12 protein-coding genes and 1 pseudogene are annotated in these 18,957 nt (G+C 49.6%); 8 read left to right on the plus strand and 5 right to left on the minus strand.

Features of this window, described 5'->3' with window-relative positions; all coding sequences use genetic code 11:
- The first annotated feature begins 190 nt into the window (after nucleotides 1–190).
- On the plus strand, nucleotides 191–1,768 hold the full coding sequence (locus DWW13_RS11950; RefSeq protein WP_022463163.1) for a flotillin family protein: 1,578 nt from the start codon (nucleotides 191–193) through the stop codon (nucleotides 1,766–1,768).
- Between the two features lie 93 nt (nucleotides 1,769–1,861).
- Here the strand turns inward: DWW13_RS11950 and DWW13_RS11955 are convergent, their stop codons facing one another.
- From DWW13_RS11955 to DWW13_RS11960, 3 genes and pseudogenes are all read right to left on the minus strand, one after another.
- Entirely contained in the window at nucleotides 1,862–2,752 is an 891-nt protein-coding gene (locus DWW13_RS11955; protein ID WP_022463164.1) for a LysR family transcriptional regulator, read from the minus strand.
- Nucleotides 2,753–2,899: 147 nt separating this feature from the next.
- Nucleotides 2,900–3,028 (minus strand): hypothetical protein, encoded by a 129-nt coding sequence (locus DWW13_RS19885; protein ID WP_330418118.1) that lies wholly within the window; start codon nucleotides 3,026–3,028, stop codon nucleotides 2,900–2,902.
- 77 nt (nucleotides 3,029–3,105) lie between these two features.
- Nucleotides 3,106–3,399 (minus strand): annotated as a pseudogene (locus tag DWW13_RS11960) (sensor histidine kinase); the annotation flags it as partial.
- 417 nt (nucleotides 3,400–3,816) lie between these two features.
- Between DWW13_RS11960 and DWW13_RS11965 the strand changes: the two are divergent.
- The 3 genes from DWW13_RS11965 (at nucleotide 3,817) to DWW13_RS11975 (ending at nucleotide 10,120) form a co-directional block, all read left to right on the plus strand.
- Complete coding sequence (locus DWW13_RS11965) at nucleotides 3,817–5,688, plus strand: beta-N-acetylhexosaminidase (RefSeq protein ID WP_117762250.1); 1,872 nt, start codon at nucleotides 3,817–3,819, stop codon at nucleotides 5,686–5,688.
- Nucleotides 5,689–5,904: 216 nt separating this feature from the next.
- Entirely contained in the window at nucleotides 5,905–6,894 is a 990-nt protein-coding gene (locus DWW13_RS11970) for a glycoside hydrolase family 130 protein (RefSeq protein ID WP_055221374.1), read from the plus strand.
- Nucleotides 6,895–7,009: 115 nt separating this feature from the next.
- Nucleotides 7,010–10,120 (plus strand): alpha-mannosidase, encoded by a 3,111-nt coding sequence (locus DWW13_RS11975; RefSeq protein WP_118666937.1) that lies wholly within the window; start codon nucleotides 7,010–7,012, stop codon nucleotides 10,118–10,120.
- Between the two features lie 84 nt (nucleotides 10,121–10,204).
- On the opposite strand, the gene DWW13_RS11980 is transcribed toward DWW13_RS11975, so the two are convergent.
- Together DWW13_RS11980 and DWW13_RS11985 are read right to left on the minus strand one after the other, a co-directional pair.
- Nucleotides 10,205–11,227, minus strand: a complete 1,023-nt coding sequence (locus DWW13_RS11980) for a LacI family DNA-binding transcriptional regulator (protein WP_055221378.1) — start codon at nucleotides 11,225–11,227, stop codon at nucleotides 10,205–10,207.
- A gap of 51 nt (nucleotides 11,228–11,278) precedes the next feature.
- Nucleotides 11,279–12,346 carry a carbohydrate-binding family 9-like protein gene (locus tag DWW13_RS11985; protein WP_055221380.1) on the minus strand — a complete coding sequence of 356 codons (1,068 nt, stop codon included), beginning with the start codon at nucleotides 12,344–12,346 and terminating at the stop codon, nucleotides 11,279–11,281.
- A gap of 242 nt (nucleotides 12,347–12,588) precedes the next feature.
- Here DWW13_RS11985 and DWW13_RS11990 point away from each other — a divergent pair, with 242 nt between their 5' ends.
- From DWW13_RS11990 to DWW13_RS12005, 4 genes are all read left to right on the plus strand, one after another.
- Entirely contained in the window at nucleotides 12,589–14,829 is a 2,241-nt protein-coding gene (locus tag DWW13_RS11990; protein ID WP_147398117.1) for a glycoside hydrolase family 3 N-terminal domain-containing protein, read from the plus strand.
- A 454-nt stretch (nucleotides 14,830–15,283) separates the two neighbouring features.
- Entirely contained in the window at nucleotides 15,284–16,219 is a 936-nt protein-coding gene (locus tag DWW13_RS11995; RefSeq protein ID WP_022463174.1) for an ABC transporter permease, read from the plus strand.
- 14 nt (nucleotides 16,220–16,233) lie between these two features.
- Nucleotides 16,234–17,163, plus strand: coding sequence for a carbohydrate ABC transporter permease (locus DWW13_RS12000; protein WP_022463175.1), 930 nt, complete (start codon nucleotides 16,234–16,236; stop codon nucleotides 17,161–17,163).
- Nucleotides 17,164–17,301: 138 nt separating this feature from the next.
- A complete protein-coding gene (locus tag DWW13_RS12005) occupies nucleotides 17,302–18,942 on the plus strand; it encodes an extracellular solute-binding protein (RefSeq protein WP_055264780.1) in 1,641 nt (546 codons plus the stop codon).
- The last annotated feature ends 15 nt before the right edge of the window (nucleotides 18,943–18,957 follow it).

The raw sequence follows: 18,957 nt of genomic DNA on the forward strand, positions 1-18,957 counted from the left end.
TCGTTTTTTTGTTGCAAGGCATATCAGAATCTGCTCCAGCGGATTGTTTTTGCCCGAACAGAAATCTTACAAAATCGTAATAATAATGCAGTTGTATTTATCCCGCAAAAAATGCTATAGTGAAAATAACACAGACACAAAAGCAGAACGCGGAGCGAAAAGCATCCGCAGAAAAAAGGGAGGAAACAAGATGGAATTTGTATTCGAACATGCAACCATGATTGCCGTGATCGCCGTTGTGGTGATCATTCTTGCCATTCTGGCGAGCGGTTATGTGAAGGCACCGCCGGATACCGCATTTATTATTTCCGGTTTCAAAAAAGGCCAGCGGATCCTGATCGGTAAAGCCGGCATCAAGCTCCCATTCTTTGAGCGGCTGGACAAGCTGAGTCTGAAGCTGGTAGCGATCGATGTGAAGACGAGCGACGCCGTTCCGACCGCTGACTACATCAATATTCAGGTGGATGCAGCCGTCAACATCAAAGTCGGGGACGAACCGCAGAAGCTCCAGAAAGCATCCCAGAACTTCCTGAACCGCGACAGCGAATATATTGCCAAGGTTGCAAGAGAAGTCCTTGAAGGAAACATGCGTGAGATCGTTGGAAAGATGCGTCTGGAAGAGATGGTTTCCGACCGTCAGAAGTTTGCGGAGCTGGTCAAAGAAAATGCAGAACCGGACCTGGCTGCGATGGGACTTGACATCATCAGCTTCAACGTACAGAATTTCGTCGATTCCAATCAGGTCATTGAAAACCTCGGTATCGACAATATCGTAAAAATCAAGAAATCCGCGGCGATCGCCCGTGCCAATTCCGAGAAAGAAATCAAAATTGCCCAGGCGCGTGCAAATAAAGAGGCGAACGATGAGCGCGTTCTTGCCGAGACTGAGATCGCAAAGAAAAACAATGATCTGGCAATCAAGTCGGCAGAGCTGAAAAAAGAGTCCGATATCAAAAAGGCAGAGGCAGATGCAGCGTACAAGATTCAGGAAGAGCAGCAGAGAAAAGAGCTGGAAATCACTTCCGCGAATGCGAACATCGCCCGTCAGGAGCGCGAGGTTGAGCTCCGTGCCAGAGAAGTAGAAGTAACCGAGAAATCCCTCGAGGCAGAAGTCAAGAAGAAAGCCGAGGCCGAGCGTTACGCAAAACAGCAGCAGGCAGAGGCAGATTTGTACCGCCGTCAGAAAGACGCAGAGGCAGACCAGTTCGAAAAAATCCGTGAGGCGGAGGCAAAGAAAGCCCAGGCAGAAGCCCAGCGCTATGCGATGGAGCAGGAAGCACTCGGTATCAAGGCAAAAGGTGAGGCGGAAGCCGCATCCATCCGTGCCCAGGCACTTGCAGAGGCCGAAGGTATGGAGAAGAAAGCTGAGGCTTACCAGCGCTACAACAAAGCCGCAATGGCAGAGATGATGATCAAGGTTCTGCCGGAGATCGCCGGAAAGATCGCAGAGCCGCTCAGCCAGATCGACAAGATTACGATCATCGGCGGCGGAAGCGAAGACAACGGCATCGGCTCCGTAGCGGGCAATGTGCCGGTGGTGATGGCAAAGCTGTTTGAGTCGATGAAAGAGGCGACCGGTGTCGATCTCTCCGAAATCATGAGAGCCGATACATACGATGCAAAAGTAAACCGCAACATTCAGATCTCCAGCCCGGAAGAGCTCAAAGAGTATCTGAAAGCAGAAGCCGGAAAGGCAGCAGCGGATGCAGAAAGCCCGGAAAAAGCGGAAGCATCCGAACCGGTGCAGAAAGACGGCAGCGAGCAGTAAATCCAGAACGGATCATAAAAACAGAAAAAGAGGCAGGGATCCAGAAAAATTTCTTGAGGATCCTGCCTCTTTTGACGTATAGATCGGAAAAAGTTATTCGGCGCCTTTTTCCAGCATGCTCATGAACTCTTTTGCCGCCTGCGGGATCGGCAGATGGGAGCTGTGGGCAACAACAAGCTGGCGCGGCGGAAGCTCCTCCACGAGGTCGAGCTGGAAGGCCGCCGTCTCTTTTACAAGACAGTAGTCCGGCACAAACGCGATGCCAAGGCCGATACTCGCCAGGTCGATCAGAAGATCGTTGCTGCCAAGCTCAATTTCCGGCACGAGGTCGAGCTGGAACCGCTGAAACTGGCTGTGCAGGAACTCACTCGTCGTACTCTTGCGGTCGAGCATCAGAATCGGGTACTGCAGCAGCTCTTTTAAGTGAACCGGCCTGTTTTCCAGTTCCGGGTAATATTCGCCGTTCGCGATGAAGATATCGTGGAACGAATGAATCGGAATCGTGTGAAGACGGCTGGAAAGATGCGAGTTTGGATAATTGGTCACGATGAAATCCACCTGGCCGGATTCCAGCAGATCGACACACTGGGTCGAAGTCTGGTTTGTCACCTTGATGTGGACATTCGGAAAGGAGCGGTGGAAACGGTTCAGGTACGGAACGAGGAAATAGCGGCAGATTGTGTCGCTCGCGCCGATGCGGAGCTGGCCGCCGCCAAGCGTTCCCGCTTCCATAATCTGTGCTTCACCGCGCGCAATCAGGTTGATCGCAGGCTCTACGTGGCGCAGCAGCGTTTCTCCCTCCGGTGTTAACTGCACGCGCTTTGTACTGCGGATAAAGAGCGTGATTCCAAGCTTTTTCTCCAGTACCTTGATCGACTGGCTGACCGCCGACTGCGAGATAAAAAGCAGCTTGGAGGCCTCGGAAAAACTGAGTGTGGTGGCAACGTAATAGAAAACCTTATATAACTCGTAATTAATATCCAAAATAAGCACCTCTTATAAAATATGATACCTTCACTCTAGCACACTTCCCCGAAAGAATGCAAGAAAAAATCTGCCGGAGCCGTGAACTTTTTCTCCTCTTTTTCGAGTAAGAGAAAATTCACTGTTCCTGCAGATAAGAAAGGGGAATCAGCCAAGCACTTTGGCGATGATGTACGCACCGAATTCGCGGTTCTGCTCGACAGCAACTTTGGTGCGGAGAACTGCCTCTTTTCCGGAGAGCGTCCACTCGGCAACCATGCCGATTTCCTGTACCATATGGCTGACGCTGATCGCCGTGTTCGAATCGTCATCCGCTACGAGGACGCGGACGCCCTGAAGCTGCGGAATGATCTCATAGCGCGCAGATCGTGCATCACATCCGGCAGATGGACTTCTTTTTCCTCAATCTTGACACGGCCGCTCTCAATCCGGCTCATATCGAGCACATCGTTGAGGAGGCTTAAAAGGTGCTGGCCGGAGGTGGAAATCTTGTTCAGGTATTCCTGCACCTGATCCGGCTGATTGACGTGGGCGGCAGCCAGAGCGGTAAAGCCGATGATCGCATTTATCGGAGTGCGGATGTCGTGGGACATGTTGTTGAGGAAGGCTGTTTTGGCACGGTTGGCGTGTTCCGTCGTGTTCAGTGCGAAGTAACTCCGGTCAGCGGAGCGCTTCGTGACAATGGCGCTGATCCAGATCATCGAGGTGATCAGAACGCAGAAAATATAAGCCAACATATATCTCATTATACTTGATACAGACAAAATTCACCAGCGTTTGTGTAAAAGAAAAGTAAAAAATGGAATGAACGATGCATCCGAAAAACAGATTTTGTTCCGGAATGGAAATGGGAAACAAAGAGAAATAAAAGTTACTTTACATATAAAAGAGCAGAACAGGAAGAAATTTTGAAAAAAATTGAAGAAAATTACAAATTATTGTGGAATATGTGGAAAAAATATGGTAGGATGGGGGAGAAGAGAAAAGTGGTTTCAAAATGTTACTTAACGTTCAGTGAAAGTTCTATGGTTACAAAGAAAACAAAAAACAAGAGGAGAAGGAAAATGAAATTTTTACCAAAACCAAAAGAGGTAAAACTCCTGACGGGGGAACATGCACTCTGCTATGACGGCAGAATTGTACTGGATGGCAGACTGCTGGGAAATGGGGATACGTATGCGAAAGTGCTGCAGAAGGGAATCAAAAAGGAAACCGGAATGCAGTACGATATCGGATACGGCGTTCCGGGAAGAAAAGAGACCGGCGCGATTGTACTGGAACTGGATGAGACAAGGAAAAGCCAGCAGTATGTGCTGCAGGTGACAGAGGAGGAAATCCGCATCCAGGGCGGAGACGGAGCCGGCGTGCTCTACGGTGTGCAGACGCTGTGCCAGATGATGCACGAATACGGTGCACTGCTTCCTGCCGTGCGGATCGAGGATGAGCCGGATCTGCCGGTGCGCGGCTATTATCTCGATGAGACGAGAGGCCGTGTGCTGACACTTTCCTATTTAAAACAGGTGGCAGACCGCATGGCGTACTACAAGCTGAACCAGCTGCAGCTCTATGTGGAGCACACGTATCTGTTCTCCGGACTTTCCGAGATGTGGCGCGATGAGACGCCGCTTACGGCAGAGGAAATCCGCGAGCTGGATGCGTACTGCGCAAAGCTTCATATCGAATTGGTGCCGTCGATCGCAACGTTCGGCCATCTGTACATGCTGCTCTCCACAAAGAGCTATGGCGACCTCTGTGAATTCCCAGACAGCTGGAAAGAGCCGTTTTCCTTCTGGGACCGGATGCAGCATCACACGGTGGATGTCTCCGGCGGCAGAGCGATCGAGCTGATCAAGGCCATGATCGAGGAGTACATGGCGCTTTTTGCCACGGATAAATTCAACATCTGCGCGGACGAAACGTTCGACCTTGGAAAAGGAAAATCGAAACCGCTGGCAGACGAGAAAGGCGTTCACCGCCTGTATATCGACTATGTAAAAGAGCTCTGCGAGTTTCTCGTGGCAAAAGGCAAAAAGCCGATGTTCTGGGGCGATATCATCTGCGCACAGCCGGAGCTGATCAAAGAGCTGCCAGAGGAAACCGTCTGCCTGACCTGGGGCTATGCAGCCGAGCAGAGAGAGCATGAGGCAAAAGTGATGGCGGAAGCTGGTGCAAGACAGTATCTCTGTCCTGGGGTCGGCGGCTGGAACCAGTGGATGAACCTGGTGGAGAACAGCTACAAAAATATCGCACGGATGTGCGGCTATGCGAGAAAATACCATGCGGAAGGTGTTCTGAACACAGACTGGGGTGACTGCGGCCACATCAATCAGCCGGACTTTTCCCTTCCTGGCATGATCTATGGAGCCGTCTTCTCCTGGGGAGACGATACCGACAGCTTTGAGGAGCTGAATGAACAGATTTCCCGTCTGGCCTACGGCGACCGGAGCGGAAAATTCGTTTCCTATATGGCAAAAACGGCAGAATGCTCCATCTTTGACTGGTGGGATGCCAACGTCGTTTACGAGGAAAAAGTGCTCGGTCATCCGAACAACCGGAATGCGCTGTTTGACGCGAGAATCCAGGATGAGGCGAAGCGTGCAGCTGCAAAGGAAACAATTGCGGCTCTGAAAAAAGAACTGAAAAAGACAGCCGGTGCTCTGGAAGAATCCTGCCGTCCAATGGTTCCGGTGCTGGAACTCACGATGGAAGCGATTGACATCTGGAATGAGACGGGCGCGAGAATGTGTGACATTGAGCTTGGAAAAGAAAAGGATGAGACAGCCTGCGCGGCACTTGCGGGACGGCTGGAAACCTGGTTTATGAAGTATAAAGCGTCCTGGAGAAGCATCAGCAAAGAAGGCGATCTGCACCACATTTCAGAGATTGTATTCTGGTATGCCGACATTCTGCGGGGAAGAAAACCGTACGAAAAATAGAAAAAATCCATTTGTGAACAAAGATGAACACAAATAGAAAATAAATGAACGATAAAAGTAACAAAGAAAACGAAAATTTACATAAAAGTGAACAAAAACACTTGACTTTTGCGCAGAAATGGACGAAGATAGAAGTATCGGATCGAAAGATCAAAAATGTCCGTATGGCGTGACAAGAGAGAAAGAAAAAAATAATTTTCACAGAGGGAAACAATCATGAGTAAAATCATCGGAAACAATCTGCCGGATATGCCTTGGCAGGAAAAACCAGCAGGAGAGCACATGCCGGTATGGCGCTATGATCAGAACCCGATCATCGGCCGTTACGAGCAGAAACGTTCCAACAGTATCTTCAACAGCGCAGTCGTACCGTTCGAGGACGGATACGTAGGTGTATTCCGCTGCGACAGCCGTTCCATCAGCATGGACATCTTCGTTGGAAGAAGTAAAGACGGTATCCACTGGGAGATCGAGGATGAACCGATCAAATTTGAGGGCGCTGACGAGGAGATTCTGACAAGAGAGTACCGTTATGACCCGCGTGTCTGCAAAATCGACGACAAATACTATGTAACCTGGTGCAACGGCTATCACGGCCCGACCATCGGTGTTGCTTACACCTATGACTTCAAGAAATTCGTTCAGCTTGAGAACGCATTCCTTCCATTCAACCGTAACGGCGTGCTGTTCCCGAGAAAGATCAACGGCTACTACATGATGATGAGCCGTCCAAGCGACAACGGCCATACACCGTTCGGCGATATCTTTGTCAGCCAGAGTAAAGATATGGAATTCTGGGGAAGACACCGTCACATGATGAGCCCGGTCCGCGGCGATGAGTCTGCATGGCAGTGCACCAAGATCGGTGCCGGCCCGGTTCCGATCGAAACAGATGAGGGATGGCTGCTGATCTACCACGGCGTTATCACAACCTGCAACGGATACGTATATCGTATGGGATGCGCACTGCTTGATATCGACGAGCCGTGGAAAGTAAAATACAGAACGAAAGACTATATTATGGCTCCGATCACCCAGTACGAGTGCATGGGTGATGTTCCGAACGTAGTATTCCCGTGCGCAACCTTAAGCGATGCAGCAACCGGAAGAATCACTATCTACTACGGATGCGCAGATACTGTAACCGGTATGGCATTCACAACCGTAGATGAGCTGCTGAACTATGTGAAAGAGAATAGCCTTTGATTTATAAGATAACTTAAAAAGCGACAAGTCCGCCGGGCTTACGGGTGAAAGAAGCCTGCAGGTCCGGCGGACTTTCTTTTTAAAAATGACCCCATGGACAGCATAAGGAGGCACTATGAAATTTGTAAAAGAGCGTGTGAACGTAATCTGCCAGGAACTGGCAAGACTTTCGATTTCACAGAAAATTAAAATCACCGATATGCAGGTGAAAAATGGATGCTATATCACACCGGCAGAGGCCGATGCATCAAAAGAGCCGTGGACATCGTTTGATACGGTCAATGACCGCTGGTACGGACCGGACAAACATTACTGGTTCCGCACCACCATCACCATTCCGGAGAGCTTCGATGGAAAAAATCTCTGGATGAGAGTCCATGCAGGACTGGACGAATGGGATGACGGAAGAAACCCGCAGTTCCTGCTGTTTGCAAACGGCGAAGTGATCCAGGGTATGGATATCAACCACCGCGAAGTACTTGTAAGAGAAAATGCAAAGGCCGGTGAAAAAATCCAGCTTGACCTGCAGTCCTACACCGGAACGCTGCACAGCGAGTTCCGTCTGCTGGCAGACCTTGAGGAGCATGATGCGAAAATCGAGGAGATCTATTACGACCTCATCGTTCCGATGCAGGGCCTGAACCGTATGGACGAGGATAATAAAACGCGTCTGGATCTCGAAACCGCACTGACCAACACGATCAATCTGCTGGACCTGCGCAAGCCGTACAGTAAAGAGTTCTACGCTTCCATCGAAGAGGCAGAAAAATGCATCCAGGAAGAGATCTATGAAAAAATGGGCGGCTGGGACGAAGTTGTGGCAACGTGCATCGGCCACACACACATCGATGTAGCATGGCTGTGGACCATCGACCAGGTGCGTCAGAAATCCTGCAGAAGCTTTGCAACCGTATTAAAACTGATGGATGAGTATCCAAACTATCATTTCATGTCAAGCCAGCCGAAGCTCTACAGCTTTGTAAAGGAAAGACACCCGGAAGTATACGAGAAAATCCGCCAGAGAGTCAAAGAAGGACGCTGGGAGCCGGAAGGCGGCATGTGGGTTGAGGCAGACTGCAACCTGACATCAGGAGAGTCCCTTGTGCGTCAGTTCCTGTTCGGAAAACGCTTCTTCAAAGAGGAGTTCGGTGTAGACAACAAAATTCTGTGGCTGCCGGACGTGTTCGGATACAGCGCTGCCATGCCGCAGATTCTGAAAAAATGCGGAATTGATTACTTCATGACGACAAAGCTGGCATGGAACGAGTTTAACAAAGTGCCGTACGATACCATGAACTGGGAAGGAATCGACGGAAGCAAAGTTTTCACGCATATGATCACAACGCTCGGCGTCGGCCAGCCGGAGACCAGCTTCTTTACGACATACAACGGCATGCTGCATCCGGATGCAATCATGGGCGGCTGGGACCGCTATCAGAATAAGGATATCAACAACGATATTCTGATCAGTTATGGCTACGGGGACGGCGGCGGCGGCCCGACCAGAACGATGCTTGAGACATCCAAACGAATGGAAAAAGGCATCAAGGGCGTGCCGAAAGTACGCCAGGCATTTGCGAGAACGTATTTCGACGAACTGCATGAGAAAGTAAAAGACAGCAAACGCCTTCCAACCTGGATCGGCGAGCTGTATTTCGAGTTCCACCGGGGAACGTATACTTCGATGGCACGCAACAAACGCGGAAACCGTAAGAGCGAGTATGCGATGATGGAATTAGAGCTTCTGTCCGTTCTGGCAGAAAAGGCCGGAAAAGCATATCCGACCGAAGAACTGAACCGCATGTGGGAGATGATCCTGACAAATCAGTTCCACGATATTCTGCCGGGTTCCTCCATCCATGAGGTATATGAGCAGACGAAGAAAGAGTATGCGGAAATTGCAGAAACATCTGCAAAACTGATCGGTGAGCGTCTGGATGCACTCTGTGCGAAGAAGGACGAGAGTGTGACCGTATGGAATACGCTGGGCCACAGAAGAAACGATATCGTAGAGCTGGGCACAAACAGCGCTGAGGCACTGACCGATGGAACGAACGTGTATCCGGTACAGCAGACGAAAGACGGAGCGGTTATTTACGCAGAAAATCTGCCGTCCAAGGGATATCAGGTACTGCGCCCGGTAAGCGGATCCGTTGTGAAAACACCGTTTGCCATAGCAGAAGCAGGAGAGGGATATACCCTTGAGACACCGTTTTACACCATTGCAATCGATGCAAACGGCGAATTTACTTCCCTGTTTGACAAAGAAAATGACCGTGAAGTACTTCAGATCGGAAAAACAGGAAATGAACTGCGGATCTATGAGGATAAACCGCTGCAGTACAGCGCATGGAATCTGGACATCTTCCATACCGAGAAATCCTGGAAGGTAGAGGGCGTGCGCCGCATGGAGTGGACAGAAAACGGTCCGGTCCGTGCAACCCTGGAGATCGAGCGCGAAGTGATGGATACCGTCATCCGCCAGCAGATCCACTTCTACGCAAAAGACCGCAGAATTGATTTCGAAACCTACGTTGACTGGAAATTTGCTGAGCATGTGCTCAAAGTACACTTCCCGGTTGACGTTCACAGCGATGAGGCAACGTACGATATCCAGTTTGGTAACGTGACAAGAAAACTGCACACCAACACAAGCTGGGATCAGGCAAAATTCGAGGTATGTGGCCACAAATGGGCCGATCTTTCCGAGGGAAGCTACGGTGTCAGCCTGATGAACGACTGCAAGTACGGCTATTCCATGAAGGATCGCGTGATGACACAGACCCTGATTAAATCCGGAACTGAGCCGAATCTGACGGCAGACCAGGAGGAGCATTCCTTTACGTACTCCTTGTATCCGCATGCAGGAACGTGGCGTGAGGCAGGTACGGTACAGGAAGCGCTGAATCTGAATGTGCCGGCAAAAGCTGTTTTTGGTGCGGCAGAAAAAGACCGCATGGAGTTCCTGTCTGCAGACAAACGCAACGTAGTGCTTGAGACCGTGAAGAAAGCAGAGGACGGAGACGGCATGATTGTGCGTCTGTACGAGGTGGAGAATGCGAGAACGAAAGTGACACTGCACTGCGCAGAATCCATTCTTTCTGCAGAGGAGACCAATCTGCTGGAGCAGCCGGCAGATGGCGCAATCGATGTGAAGGAGAACGAGATTTCGCTTACGATCAAACCGTACGAGATCCGTACGATCCGCATCCGCACAGAGAAATAACGTACAGAAACATAAAAAAGACACCGTATCCGAAAAACGGAAATACGGTGTCTTTTCAAAAAGCAAAATCAAAAAACGGATGCATCAGTCGCCGGTGGAAGCGCGGTACAGAACTTTGGATTCCAGATACGTGACTTCATGCGGCGTGTGCGGATATTTGATCCGGTAAAGAATCTGAAGCGCCAGGCGGGAGCCGAGCTCCTCATTGAAGACCTGAACGGTAGTCAGATTTTCTGCCAGAAGATCCTCGATATTGTTGTCAAAGCCGGATACGGCAACGTCCTCCGGCACGCGCAGTCCCCGCTTTTCAAGAAGCTGCATCAGAATACAGGCAACGTAGTCGCTGGCGCAGACAAAAGCGTCCGGCATGCGGGAAAGGGAGGAAAGGAAAGAATCGATTTCCTCGCGGTAGGAGTCAATCCCAAGCGGTGTGGTCAGGCAAAGAGAAGGATTCGGTGTTTTTCCGGCATCCATCAGTGCCTGGCAGAAGCCCTCATAGCGTTCGCGGTTGGACTGTGCGTAGCCGATATCACCCATGAAGCCCGGAAGAGTGCATCCTTTCTCGAGAAGATGGGCGGTAATATTGCGGACGCTGTTCCGGCTCTCCATCAGGAGAAGATCGCCGTTCAGTTCATCCGGGGATACGAGGGAGGAAGTGTCCAGGAACACTTTGGGAATCTGTGTCTCTGCGAGCAGACGCAGAAGACGTTCGTTGTACACGTTCAGAACAATGATGCCGTGGACGCTTCCGTTTGTAAGTGTGGGCGGGAGAAAATACGTTTTATCCGCCGAAGTCGGAAGATACGTGTAAACGAGATTGACATTGTGTGTTGAAAATACTTTTGCAATCTGGTGGATGATGGTCATCCAGAAAAGTGAGGTTTCCGGTCTGCAGACGGCAACTGCAATGTTGACCGGCGTGGTCTCCTCCGCGCTGGAAGGATATTGAAAATCTTCCGGGATGGCATAGCCAAGCTCCTGGGCTTTGGCGATGACCTTGGTGCGCAGGGAATCGGAGACACCTTCGTGTCCGCTGAACACCTTCCAGACGGTGGTCCGGGAGATGCCCAGGGAATTTGCAATTTCCTGTAAAGTGACTTTTTTCATAGTTTCAACCGATCCTGTTACAAATTTTAACTACTAACCGATATTATACGCTTAAAGTGTAATTTTTTCAACCTTTCCGTTGGAATACAGAAGGAGGAGATGTGCACGATCGGCACTCGGACAGGAAATCAGGTACGTACGGCTGGTGGTTTCAATGGTATATCCAAGATCTTTTACAGATTTATTCCAGTCGTTCGGTGCATACGCATCCAGCGTTTTCTGCAGTTCATCGAGGCTGCTGCTGTAGGAGCCGGTTGTCTCAAACAGAATATTTTCTGCGTAATACAGCTTGCGGAGCTCCCATTTGCGATACTCGTCCTCCGGAATGGTGCTGTCGCATGGAGCATCCTCGCGGTCCTCGGAGAAGAAGACGAAAGCCCACAGCTCCGGATAATGAATATTGATGACGCCGGTCGGAGCCCATACCCAGTTGTCTTCCGGGAGAACATTTCCGTTTTCATCGGTGCGTTTTACGTAAGTGTTGTCCTTGACATCCACATTCCACTGCACACGGGAGAAGTTCATACGGTAAAATTCTCCGTTTTTCGGTGCGCGGCGCTCTTTCTGGTATTCGTAGAGAGCGGAGAACGGAATCACAACCTCAACACTCCAGCCTTTGTTTTCAGCGGAAGGATCGTTGATGGAACCGTCCACATGGACAGCGGTGCGAAGGCCGTGCATATCGTAGCCATTGAGGCCGCTGCCGCCGTCGCGGTACGGCTCTGCGAGAAACAGATCCCATACCGTGTTCAGAACGTTCATTTCAAATTCATAGTAATGGTACGTATCGGAATCCGGGTCAACGAAGATCTCGAAATCGTTGTCAAAGTAGATGACAGAATCGCGTTCTGTTAAATGACCCCAGATTTCATCGCCGGCAAGGTCGGCAGCAACGTAAAGATTTTCATCATCCCAGAGCATTTTTGCGCGGGTGACAAAACGCGGAAGCGGCATGTGGCTGCCCTGGATATCCAGAAATTCATCGGTATACGGTGCGTCCTCCCAGAATGGTTTGTTGATATTTCCGTCCAGATGGAACTCTTTTTTTGCGCGGTGGCAGGTATAAACTGGCGGTGCAAACGGGACAGCCGGAACCGGAATCGTGATGTTTTTGCTCATAAGTAAAAACCTCCCTTTGTAATTTGCAAAATTTAGTAGCGAAAGGTATCATAACACTAAAAGTAATAAATTTCAACATGAAAAATGAACAAAAATGAACGAAATATAACTTATTGTGGACAAAAGTAAAAAAATGAGATACAATAAAGCCGTTTCATAAGAGAATTTTGGGGGAAACAGATCAAAAATACACCGGCAGGAAGAAAACGGCCGGGCAGAAAGCATATAAGGAGGAAAATCAGATGGAAGCATATCAGAATACAGCCCTTTCACCGGAAGAGAGAGCAAAGGATCTTCTGGGAAGGATGACATTAAAGGAAAAAGTGGGACAGCTCAATCAGCGTCTGTACGGATTCCGGATCTATGAGCGGCAGGGAGAGGAATTTACCCTGACCGACGAATTCAAAGAAGAAGTAGAGCGCATGGGCGGACTGGGGGTTCTGTACGGCCTGTACCGTGCCGACCCGTGGGCAGATAAGGACGAGAAGACCGGAATCGTGCCGGAACTCTCCGCGAAAGCCTACAATATGGTACAGCACTACGTCATGGAACATTCCCGCCTCGGCATTCCGATGATGATGAGCAGCGAGTGCCCCCATGGCCATCAGGCACTCGGAGGAGGTCTGCTTCCGGTCAACCTGGCTGCCGGAGCAACGTTTGATCCGGCGCTTCTTTCGGAAGGCTACAAGGCATGCGGAAAGCAGTTAAAGAGCGGTCATGTGGAGCTGGCGCTGATGTCGGCACTTGATATGGCGCGTGATCCGAGATGGGGAAGAAGTGAAGAGTGCTACTCTGAGGACCCATGCCTTGCAGCCGCAATGGCAAAAGCAGCCGTGACCGGCATGCAGTCGACCGGCGTCGGCAGCGTGGCAAAACATTTCTGCGCCCAGGGCGAGACGACCGGAGGTGTGAATGCGAGTGCGGCGAGAATCGGGGAGCGTGAGCTGCGTGAAATCCATTTTCCGTCTGCAAAAGCGTGCTGCGAAGCCGGTGTGGAAGGAATCATGGCGGCGTATAACGAGATCGACGGCGTGTACTGCCACAGAAATGCATGGCTGCTTCGCGATGTACTGCGCGGTGAGATGGGCTTTGACGGCATTGTGATGGCAGACGGACTGGCTGTCGATTTCCTGAAAAACACAGAGGGGGATACGCTGCATGCAGCCGTTGCGGCAAGAAAGGCCGGTGTTGATGTGAGCCTGTGGGATGAAGCCTTTGGCCGTCTCGGTGAGGCGGTTGATCAGGGACTTCTGGAGGAGAGCCAGATCGATGAGGCGGTGCTCCGCGTTCTGAAACTGAAATTTGAAAAAGGTCTGTTCGAGCATCCTTATATGGAAGAAAACATGCTTTCCCCGGAAGAAGCCGGCATCCCGGAGGTATCTCTTGCACTGGCGCGGGAGTCTGCTGTGCTTCTGAAAAATGAAAAGACGGTGCTTCCGCTTGCAAAGAAATATAAAAAAGTAGCAGTGATCGGCTACCATGCGGCAGACCGTTACTGTATGCTCGGCGATTATACTCCGCCGGTGCCGGAAAGCGAGTGCGTCACGGTTCTGCAGGGCATGAAGCAGGAAGCACCGGATGGCGTGAAAGTCTCTTATGCGATGGGGTCCGGTTTTTCCGAGGCGGATGAGCATGAAAAAGCAAAAGCGATGGCACTTGCAGAAGAAAGCGATGTGATCGTGGCCGTTGTCGGCGGTTCCTCCTCACGGTTTGGAGGAGCTGTGTTCGATGCAAACGGAGCAGCCTCGAAGGGAACGGGCAGCCGTTCGATGGACTGCGGCGAGGGAATGGACACCGCGAAGGTTCACATTCCGGCCGCGCAGGAAGAACTGATTGCAGCACTTGCCCGCCTTGGCAAACCACTGGTAACGGTTGTAATTGCCGGAAGAGCATACTGTATCGAGAAGATCGAAAATGCTTCCGATGCCGTTTTATATGCATTCTACCCGGGACCGATGGGAGGCAGGGCAGTTGCTGAGCTTCTCTATGGAAGCAGCAATCCGTCCGGCCGTCTTCCGGTTTCTATGCCACGCCACGTGGGACAGATCCCGGTATGCTACAATTATCGGACTTCCGTTGCCCCGGCGTACTGTGATATGACAAGCCAGCCGCTGCATACCTTCGGAGAAGGAAGATCCTACACAACGTTTACCGGCAGTGATGTTTCCGTAACAAAAGAAGAAAATGGTATTTCTGTTTCCTTTACCGTGGAAAATACCGGAAATATGGCCGGAACTTCCGTTCCGTGCCTGTATGTGCGGAAACGTTCCGGCGGCGTTGTGGCAAGAATCAAAGAGCTGAAAGCCTTTACGAGAATTGCACTTGCACCGGGAGAGAAAAAAGAAGCTGTGTTCCATCTTACAAAAGAGGAGCTGAATTTTGTCCAGATTCCGGGAAAACCAGAGGTCATCTGCCATGAGTACGAGCTGATGCTTGAAGATGGAGCAGAGAAATGGTGGACTGGAAACGTGACGGAAATGTAAGAACGGACGAAAAAACATAAAAATATAATAAAAATGAACAAAGAAGGAAACTATATTACAAAATAAAGAAACATAGCTTCCTTCTTTTTGTTTGCAAAAAATGGATAAAAATATAAATGGATCGTATGCTCCGATGCCGTGAAACGAAAAACAAAGGGAAAAACAGGAGAATTTATGGGAAAAGTGCTTAAAAAGTATCGGTTTAAATTGCGTAAAAGTAACAAAATAATATTTGTGTTCAAAAATTAATTGACAAATAAGGAAACAAAATGTAAAATAAATTCATCAAAACAGTGTTGGATAAATCTTAAATAACAGATTTGATTGTGGCAGTTGTACAAAAAAGAAGCAGCATGCGAGGATGATGCGAAAGCAAAATGTTCAAAATGTTCACGACAAGGGATGCTCCAATCAAGGAAAACACGAAACCTTTAAAAGGGAGGACAAGAGAGAAATGAAAGAGAAACCAACAAAAGCAAAGAAAAAAGGCCGCACCATCCGCGCCTTTAAGAGAGACATCTCGCTTTGGCTTTTCTGTGTTCCGGGCGTAATCCTGACATTCATCTTCAGCTACATTCCGATGTATGGTGTACAGATCGCGTTCCGCCGCTTTAATGCGACAGCCGGAATCACAAAGAGCCCGTGGGTAGGCATGTACTACTTTGAGAGATTCTTCAACTCTCCATACTTTGCTTCCACCATCAAGAACACATTGATCCTGAGTCTGTACGGACTGGTTGTATCATTCCCGATTCCGATCATCCTGGCACTGATGCTGAACTCCTTCCGCCATAAGAGATACCGGAAAGTGATCCAGACCGTCACCTACGCGCCGAACTTCATTTCCACCGTAGTTATGTGTGGTATGATCATTCTGTTCCTGTCTCCGTCCGTCGGTGTTATCAACCACGTACTGGAAGCAATCGGAATTCCGGCGGTCAACTTCATGGCGAAAAAAGCCTACTGGAGACACATTTATGTGTGGACCGGCGTATGGCAGAGTACAGGATGGAGCTCTGTTATTTACTTCGCAGCACTCGCCGGCATCAGCCCGGAGCTGCATGAGGCGGCAAAGGTAGACGGCGCAACGAAATTACAGCTGATCCGTCACATCGACCTTCCGCTGATCATGCCGACCGCGACCATTCTTCTGATTATGAACTGCGGAAGCATTCTTTCCGTCGGCTTCGAAAAAGCCTTCCTTCTGCAGAACAACCTGAATGCCAGTGTATCCGAGATCATTTCCACCTACGTCTATAAGGTCGGTCTGATCAACAACGATATGTCGTATTCTTCAGCAATCGGTCTGTTCAACACCATCGTAAACATGGTTATGCTGATCATTGTCAATACGATATCTGATAAACTTTCGGGCAACAGCCTGTGGTAGGAGGAAACAAAAACATGAGTAAAGAAAATACCGCAGTGACAAAAAAGAAAATAAAACGCTGCAAAGAGGACGTCGTTTTTGACGCAGCCTGCTTCATTATCCTGACGCTGGTTCTGTTTGTTGTGGCATATCCGCTGTACTGGGTTATCATTTCATCCATCAGTGCGCCAAGCGCCGTATCGAGTGGTAAAGTACTGCTTCACCCGATCGGATTTACCCTGAAGGGCTACGCAGAAGTATTTAAAAACGACCAGGTTATGAGAGGCTTTTTAAACTCCCTGATCATCACCTTCTGCGGTGTCATGGTCAACCTGATCGTAACGCTTCCGACATCATATGCACTTTCCAGAAGCAATTTCTCCGGAAAGAAACCGATCACCATTTTTTACCTGATCACCATGTTCTTCGGCGGCGGTCTGATCCCTACCTATCTGGTTATTCAGAGACTGCAGATGCTGAACACGATCTGGGCACTGATTCTTCCGGGATGCTTAAGCGTATACAACATGATCGTGGCAAGAACCTTCTTCAAGTCGAACATTTCGGAAGAGCTGTATGAGGCAGCTGAAATTGACGGCTGCACCCAGGCGAGATTCTTTTTCCAGATTGCACTTCCGCTTTCCAAAGCGATCATCGCAATTCTGGTTCTGTACTATGGTGTCGGTCACTGGAACTCATACTTCTCAGCACTCGTTTATATTTCGGACAAAGCAAAGTATCCGTTGCAGCTGGTTCTGCGTAACATCCTGATCACGAACCAGACCGCGCTGTCCCAGACAGCAACAACTGCGGCAGCAAGAGCAGCACTGCAGGAAAAACAGCAGCTGATCGACGTTATGAAATACTCGCTGATCATCATCAGCAGTATCCCGGTTCTGGTTATGTACCCACTGGTGCAGAAGCACTTTGTAAAGGGTGTTATGATCGGATCCATGAAGGGTTGATTTACAAGAAGAAGTTTTTTTAACGATTTATCTGCCGCACGGGAAACGGCGGTATGTAAATAAAGAGTCCGGACAACGGACAGGCAAAAGCGCTTCCGGCGGGAAAATGCCGCCGGAACAACACAGGAGGGAAAAATCATGAAAAGAAAAGCAGTCGCAGCAGTTTTAACTGCAGTAATGGTGGCATCTATGTTTACCGGATGTGGAAGTGATAATGGAAGCAGCTCGGCAAAGAGTGCTTCTGCAGCATCCGCAGCATCCGCAGCAAACGACACCGTGGATGAGGACGGAAAAGTAAACGGCATTATGTATCAGGAAGGTCTTCCGCTGGTAGACGAGGGAGATTACACCTTCTCCATCTTCTGCGATGATTCCAGCGAATCCGGCGAGTTTATCATGCTCGATGAGTTCAAAAAACAGACCAATGTAGACGTTGACCTGAAAATTTATCCATACGAAACAGCAACGGAGAGACTGAATCTGGATCTGAACTCCGGAGATTACGCGGATGTGATCGGCGGATGGACCTTAAGCGATAATGCAATCCTCACCTATGGTGTAAACCAGGGCGTATTCATTCCGCTGGAAGATTATTTTGAGAAATATTGCCCGAACATTTCTGCGATCCTGGATCTGCCGGGTGTAAGAGAAAAAATGACAGCACCGGACGGACACATCTACACAATTCCGTACGTATGTACCGATACAACCGTTGGATACAGCCCATACATCAATACGAAATGGCTGGAGAATGTTGGCATGAGCATGCCGACCACTACAGACGAGTTTGAGGCAGTCTTGAAAGCCTTCAAAGAGCAGGATGCAAACGGCAACGGTGACGCTTCCGATGAAATCCCGTTCTCTACCGACCCGAACAACAAACATATCGAGGCTATGGCCGGTTACTTCGGACTTCCGATGAACAAACTTGGTATTGCAATCCAGAATGAAAAGGTTGTTTACGGCGGTGTCAGCGATACATACCGTGAGTTCCTTTCCTGGTTCCACAAACTGTATGCAGAAGGACTCGTAGACGTAGAGCTTTACACACAGGACAGCTCCACATGGGAAGGTAAAGGAAATCAGGACCTGTACGGCGTTTCCATCGCATACGGAAGCAACGAGTTTACCGGAATCCCGGCTGCAGAGGAAAGAGGCGATTTCGACTCCATGCCTGTTCTGAACACAGACAAAGACGGAATCTGGCTGCGCGATACGGAAGGCTTCAGCGTATACAGAACCCAGGCTGTCATCACAAACAAGGCAGAGCATCCGGAAATCATCTGCCGCTGGTTTGACAATGCATTCGCACTGGAGAACGGCATCGGCTGCAACAGAGGACCGGTTGGTGTGATTGTAAACAAAGAGGATGACGGATACCATGCGATTGACACCACCACACTGTCTGAGGAAGATCAGGAAAAATATTCCTGGGGCAATCTGTGGCCGCAGTCTCTGCCGAAATATCTGCCGGTAGACTTCGAGTTTGTAGAAGAGCATCCGATGTATGATGAGAAAAAAGCAACAGAGGAAGCTTATGAGGCAAATCTGACCAAAGAAATTATTCCGTCCTACTGGATTGACTTGGATAAAATTGATACCTTCTCTGATACGAACACAGCAATCAAAGATTTCTTTGAGCAGCAGCAGGCGCAGTTCGTATGCGGCGAGCTTGACATTGACAACGATGCTGACTGGCAGGCTTATGTAGATGGTATGTACTCTCTGGGACTTGAGGACTGGGTAGCAACTCAGGGTATCGAGGAAATCGCGAAATAAACAGGAAAAGGTAAC

Origin of the sequence: Blautia sp. AF14-40 (genome assembly GCF_003479665.1) — a bacterium.
GTDB lineage: Bacteria > Bacillota > Clostridia > Lachnospirales > Lachnospiraceae > Fusicatenibacter > Fusicatenibacter saccharivorans.

Bases quoted from the DNA above. Each gene is read 5' to 3' on its own strand.
- DWW13_RS11965 (WP_117762250.1), top strand. From the start codon at position 3,817: ATGAAATTTTTACCAAAACCAAAAGAGGTAAAACTCCTGACGGGGGAA.
- DWW13_RS11950 (WP_022463163.1), top strand. From the start codon at position 191: ATGGAATTTGTATTCGAACATGCAACCATGATTGCCGTGATCGCCGTT.
- DWW13_RS11990 (WP_147398117.1), top strand. From the start codon at position 12,589: ATGGAAGCATATCAGAATACAGCCCTTTCACCGGAAGAGAGAGCAAAG.
- DWW13_RS11985 (WP_055221380.1), bottom strand. From the start codon at position 12,346: ATGAGCAAAAACATCACGATTCCGGTTCCGGCTGTCCCGTTTGCACCG.
- DWW13_RS11995 (WP_022463174.1), top strand. From the start codon at position 15,284: ATGAAAGAGAAACCAACAAAAGCAAAGAAAAAAGGCCGCACCATCCGC.
- DWW13_RS12000 (WP_022463175.1), top strand. From the start codon at position 16,234: ATGAGTAAAGAAAATACCGCAGTGACAAAAAAGAAAATAAAACGCTGC.
- DWW13_RS11975 (WP_118666937.1), top strand. From the start codon at position 7,010: ATGAAATTTGTAAAAGAGCGTGTGAACGTAATCTGCCAGGAACTGGCA.
- DWW13_RS19885 (WP_330418118.1), bottom strand. From the start codon at position 3,028: ATGGTACAGGAAATCGGCATGGTTGCCGAGTGGACGCTCTCCGGAAAA.
- DWW13_RS11970 (WP_055221374.1), top strand. From the start codon at position 5,905: ATGAGTAAAATCATCGGAAACAATCTGCCGGATATGCCTTGGCAGGAA.
- DWW13_RS12005 (WP_055264780.1), top strand. From the start codon at position 17,302: ATGAAAAGAAAAGCAGTCGCAGCAGTTTTAACTGCAGTAATGGTGGCA.
- DWW13_RS11980 (WP_055221378.1), bottom strand. From the start codon at position 11,227: ATGAAAAAAGTCACTTTACAGGAAATTGCAAATTCCCTGGGCATCTCC.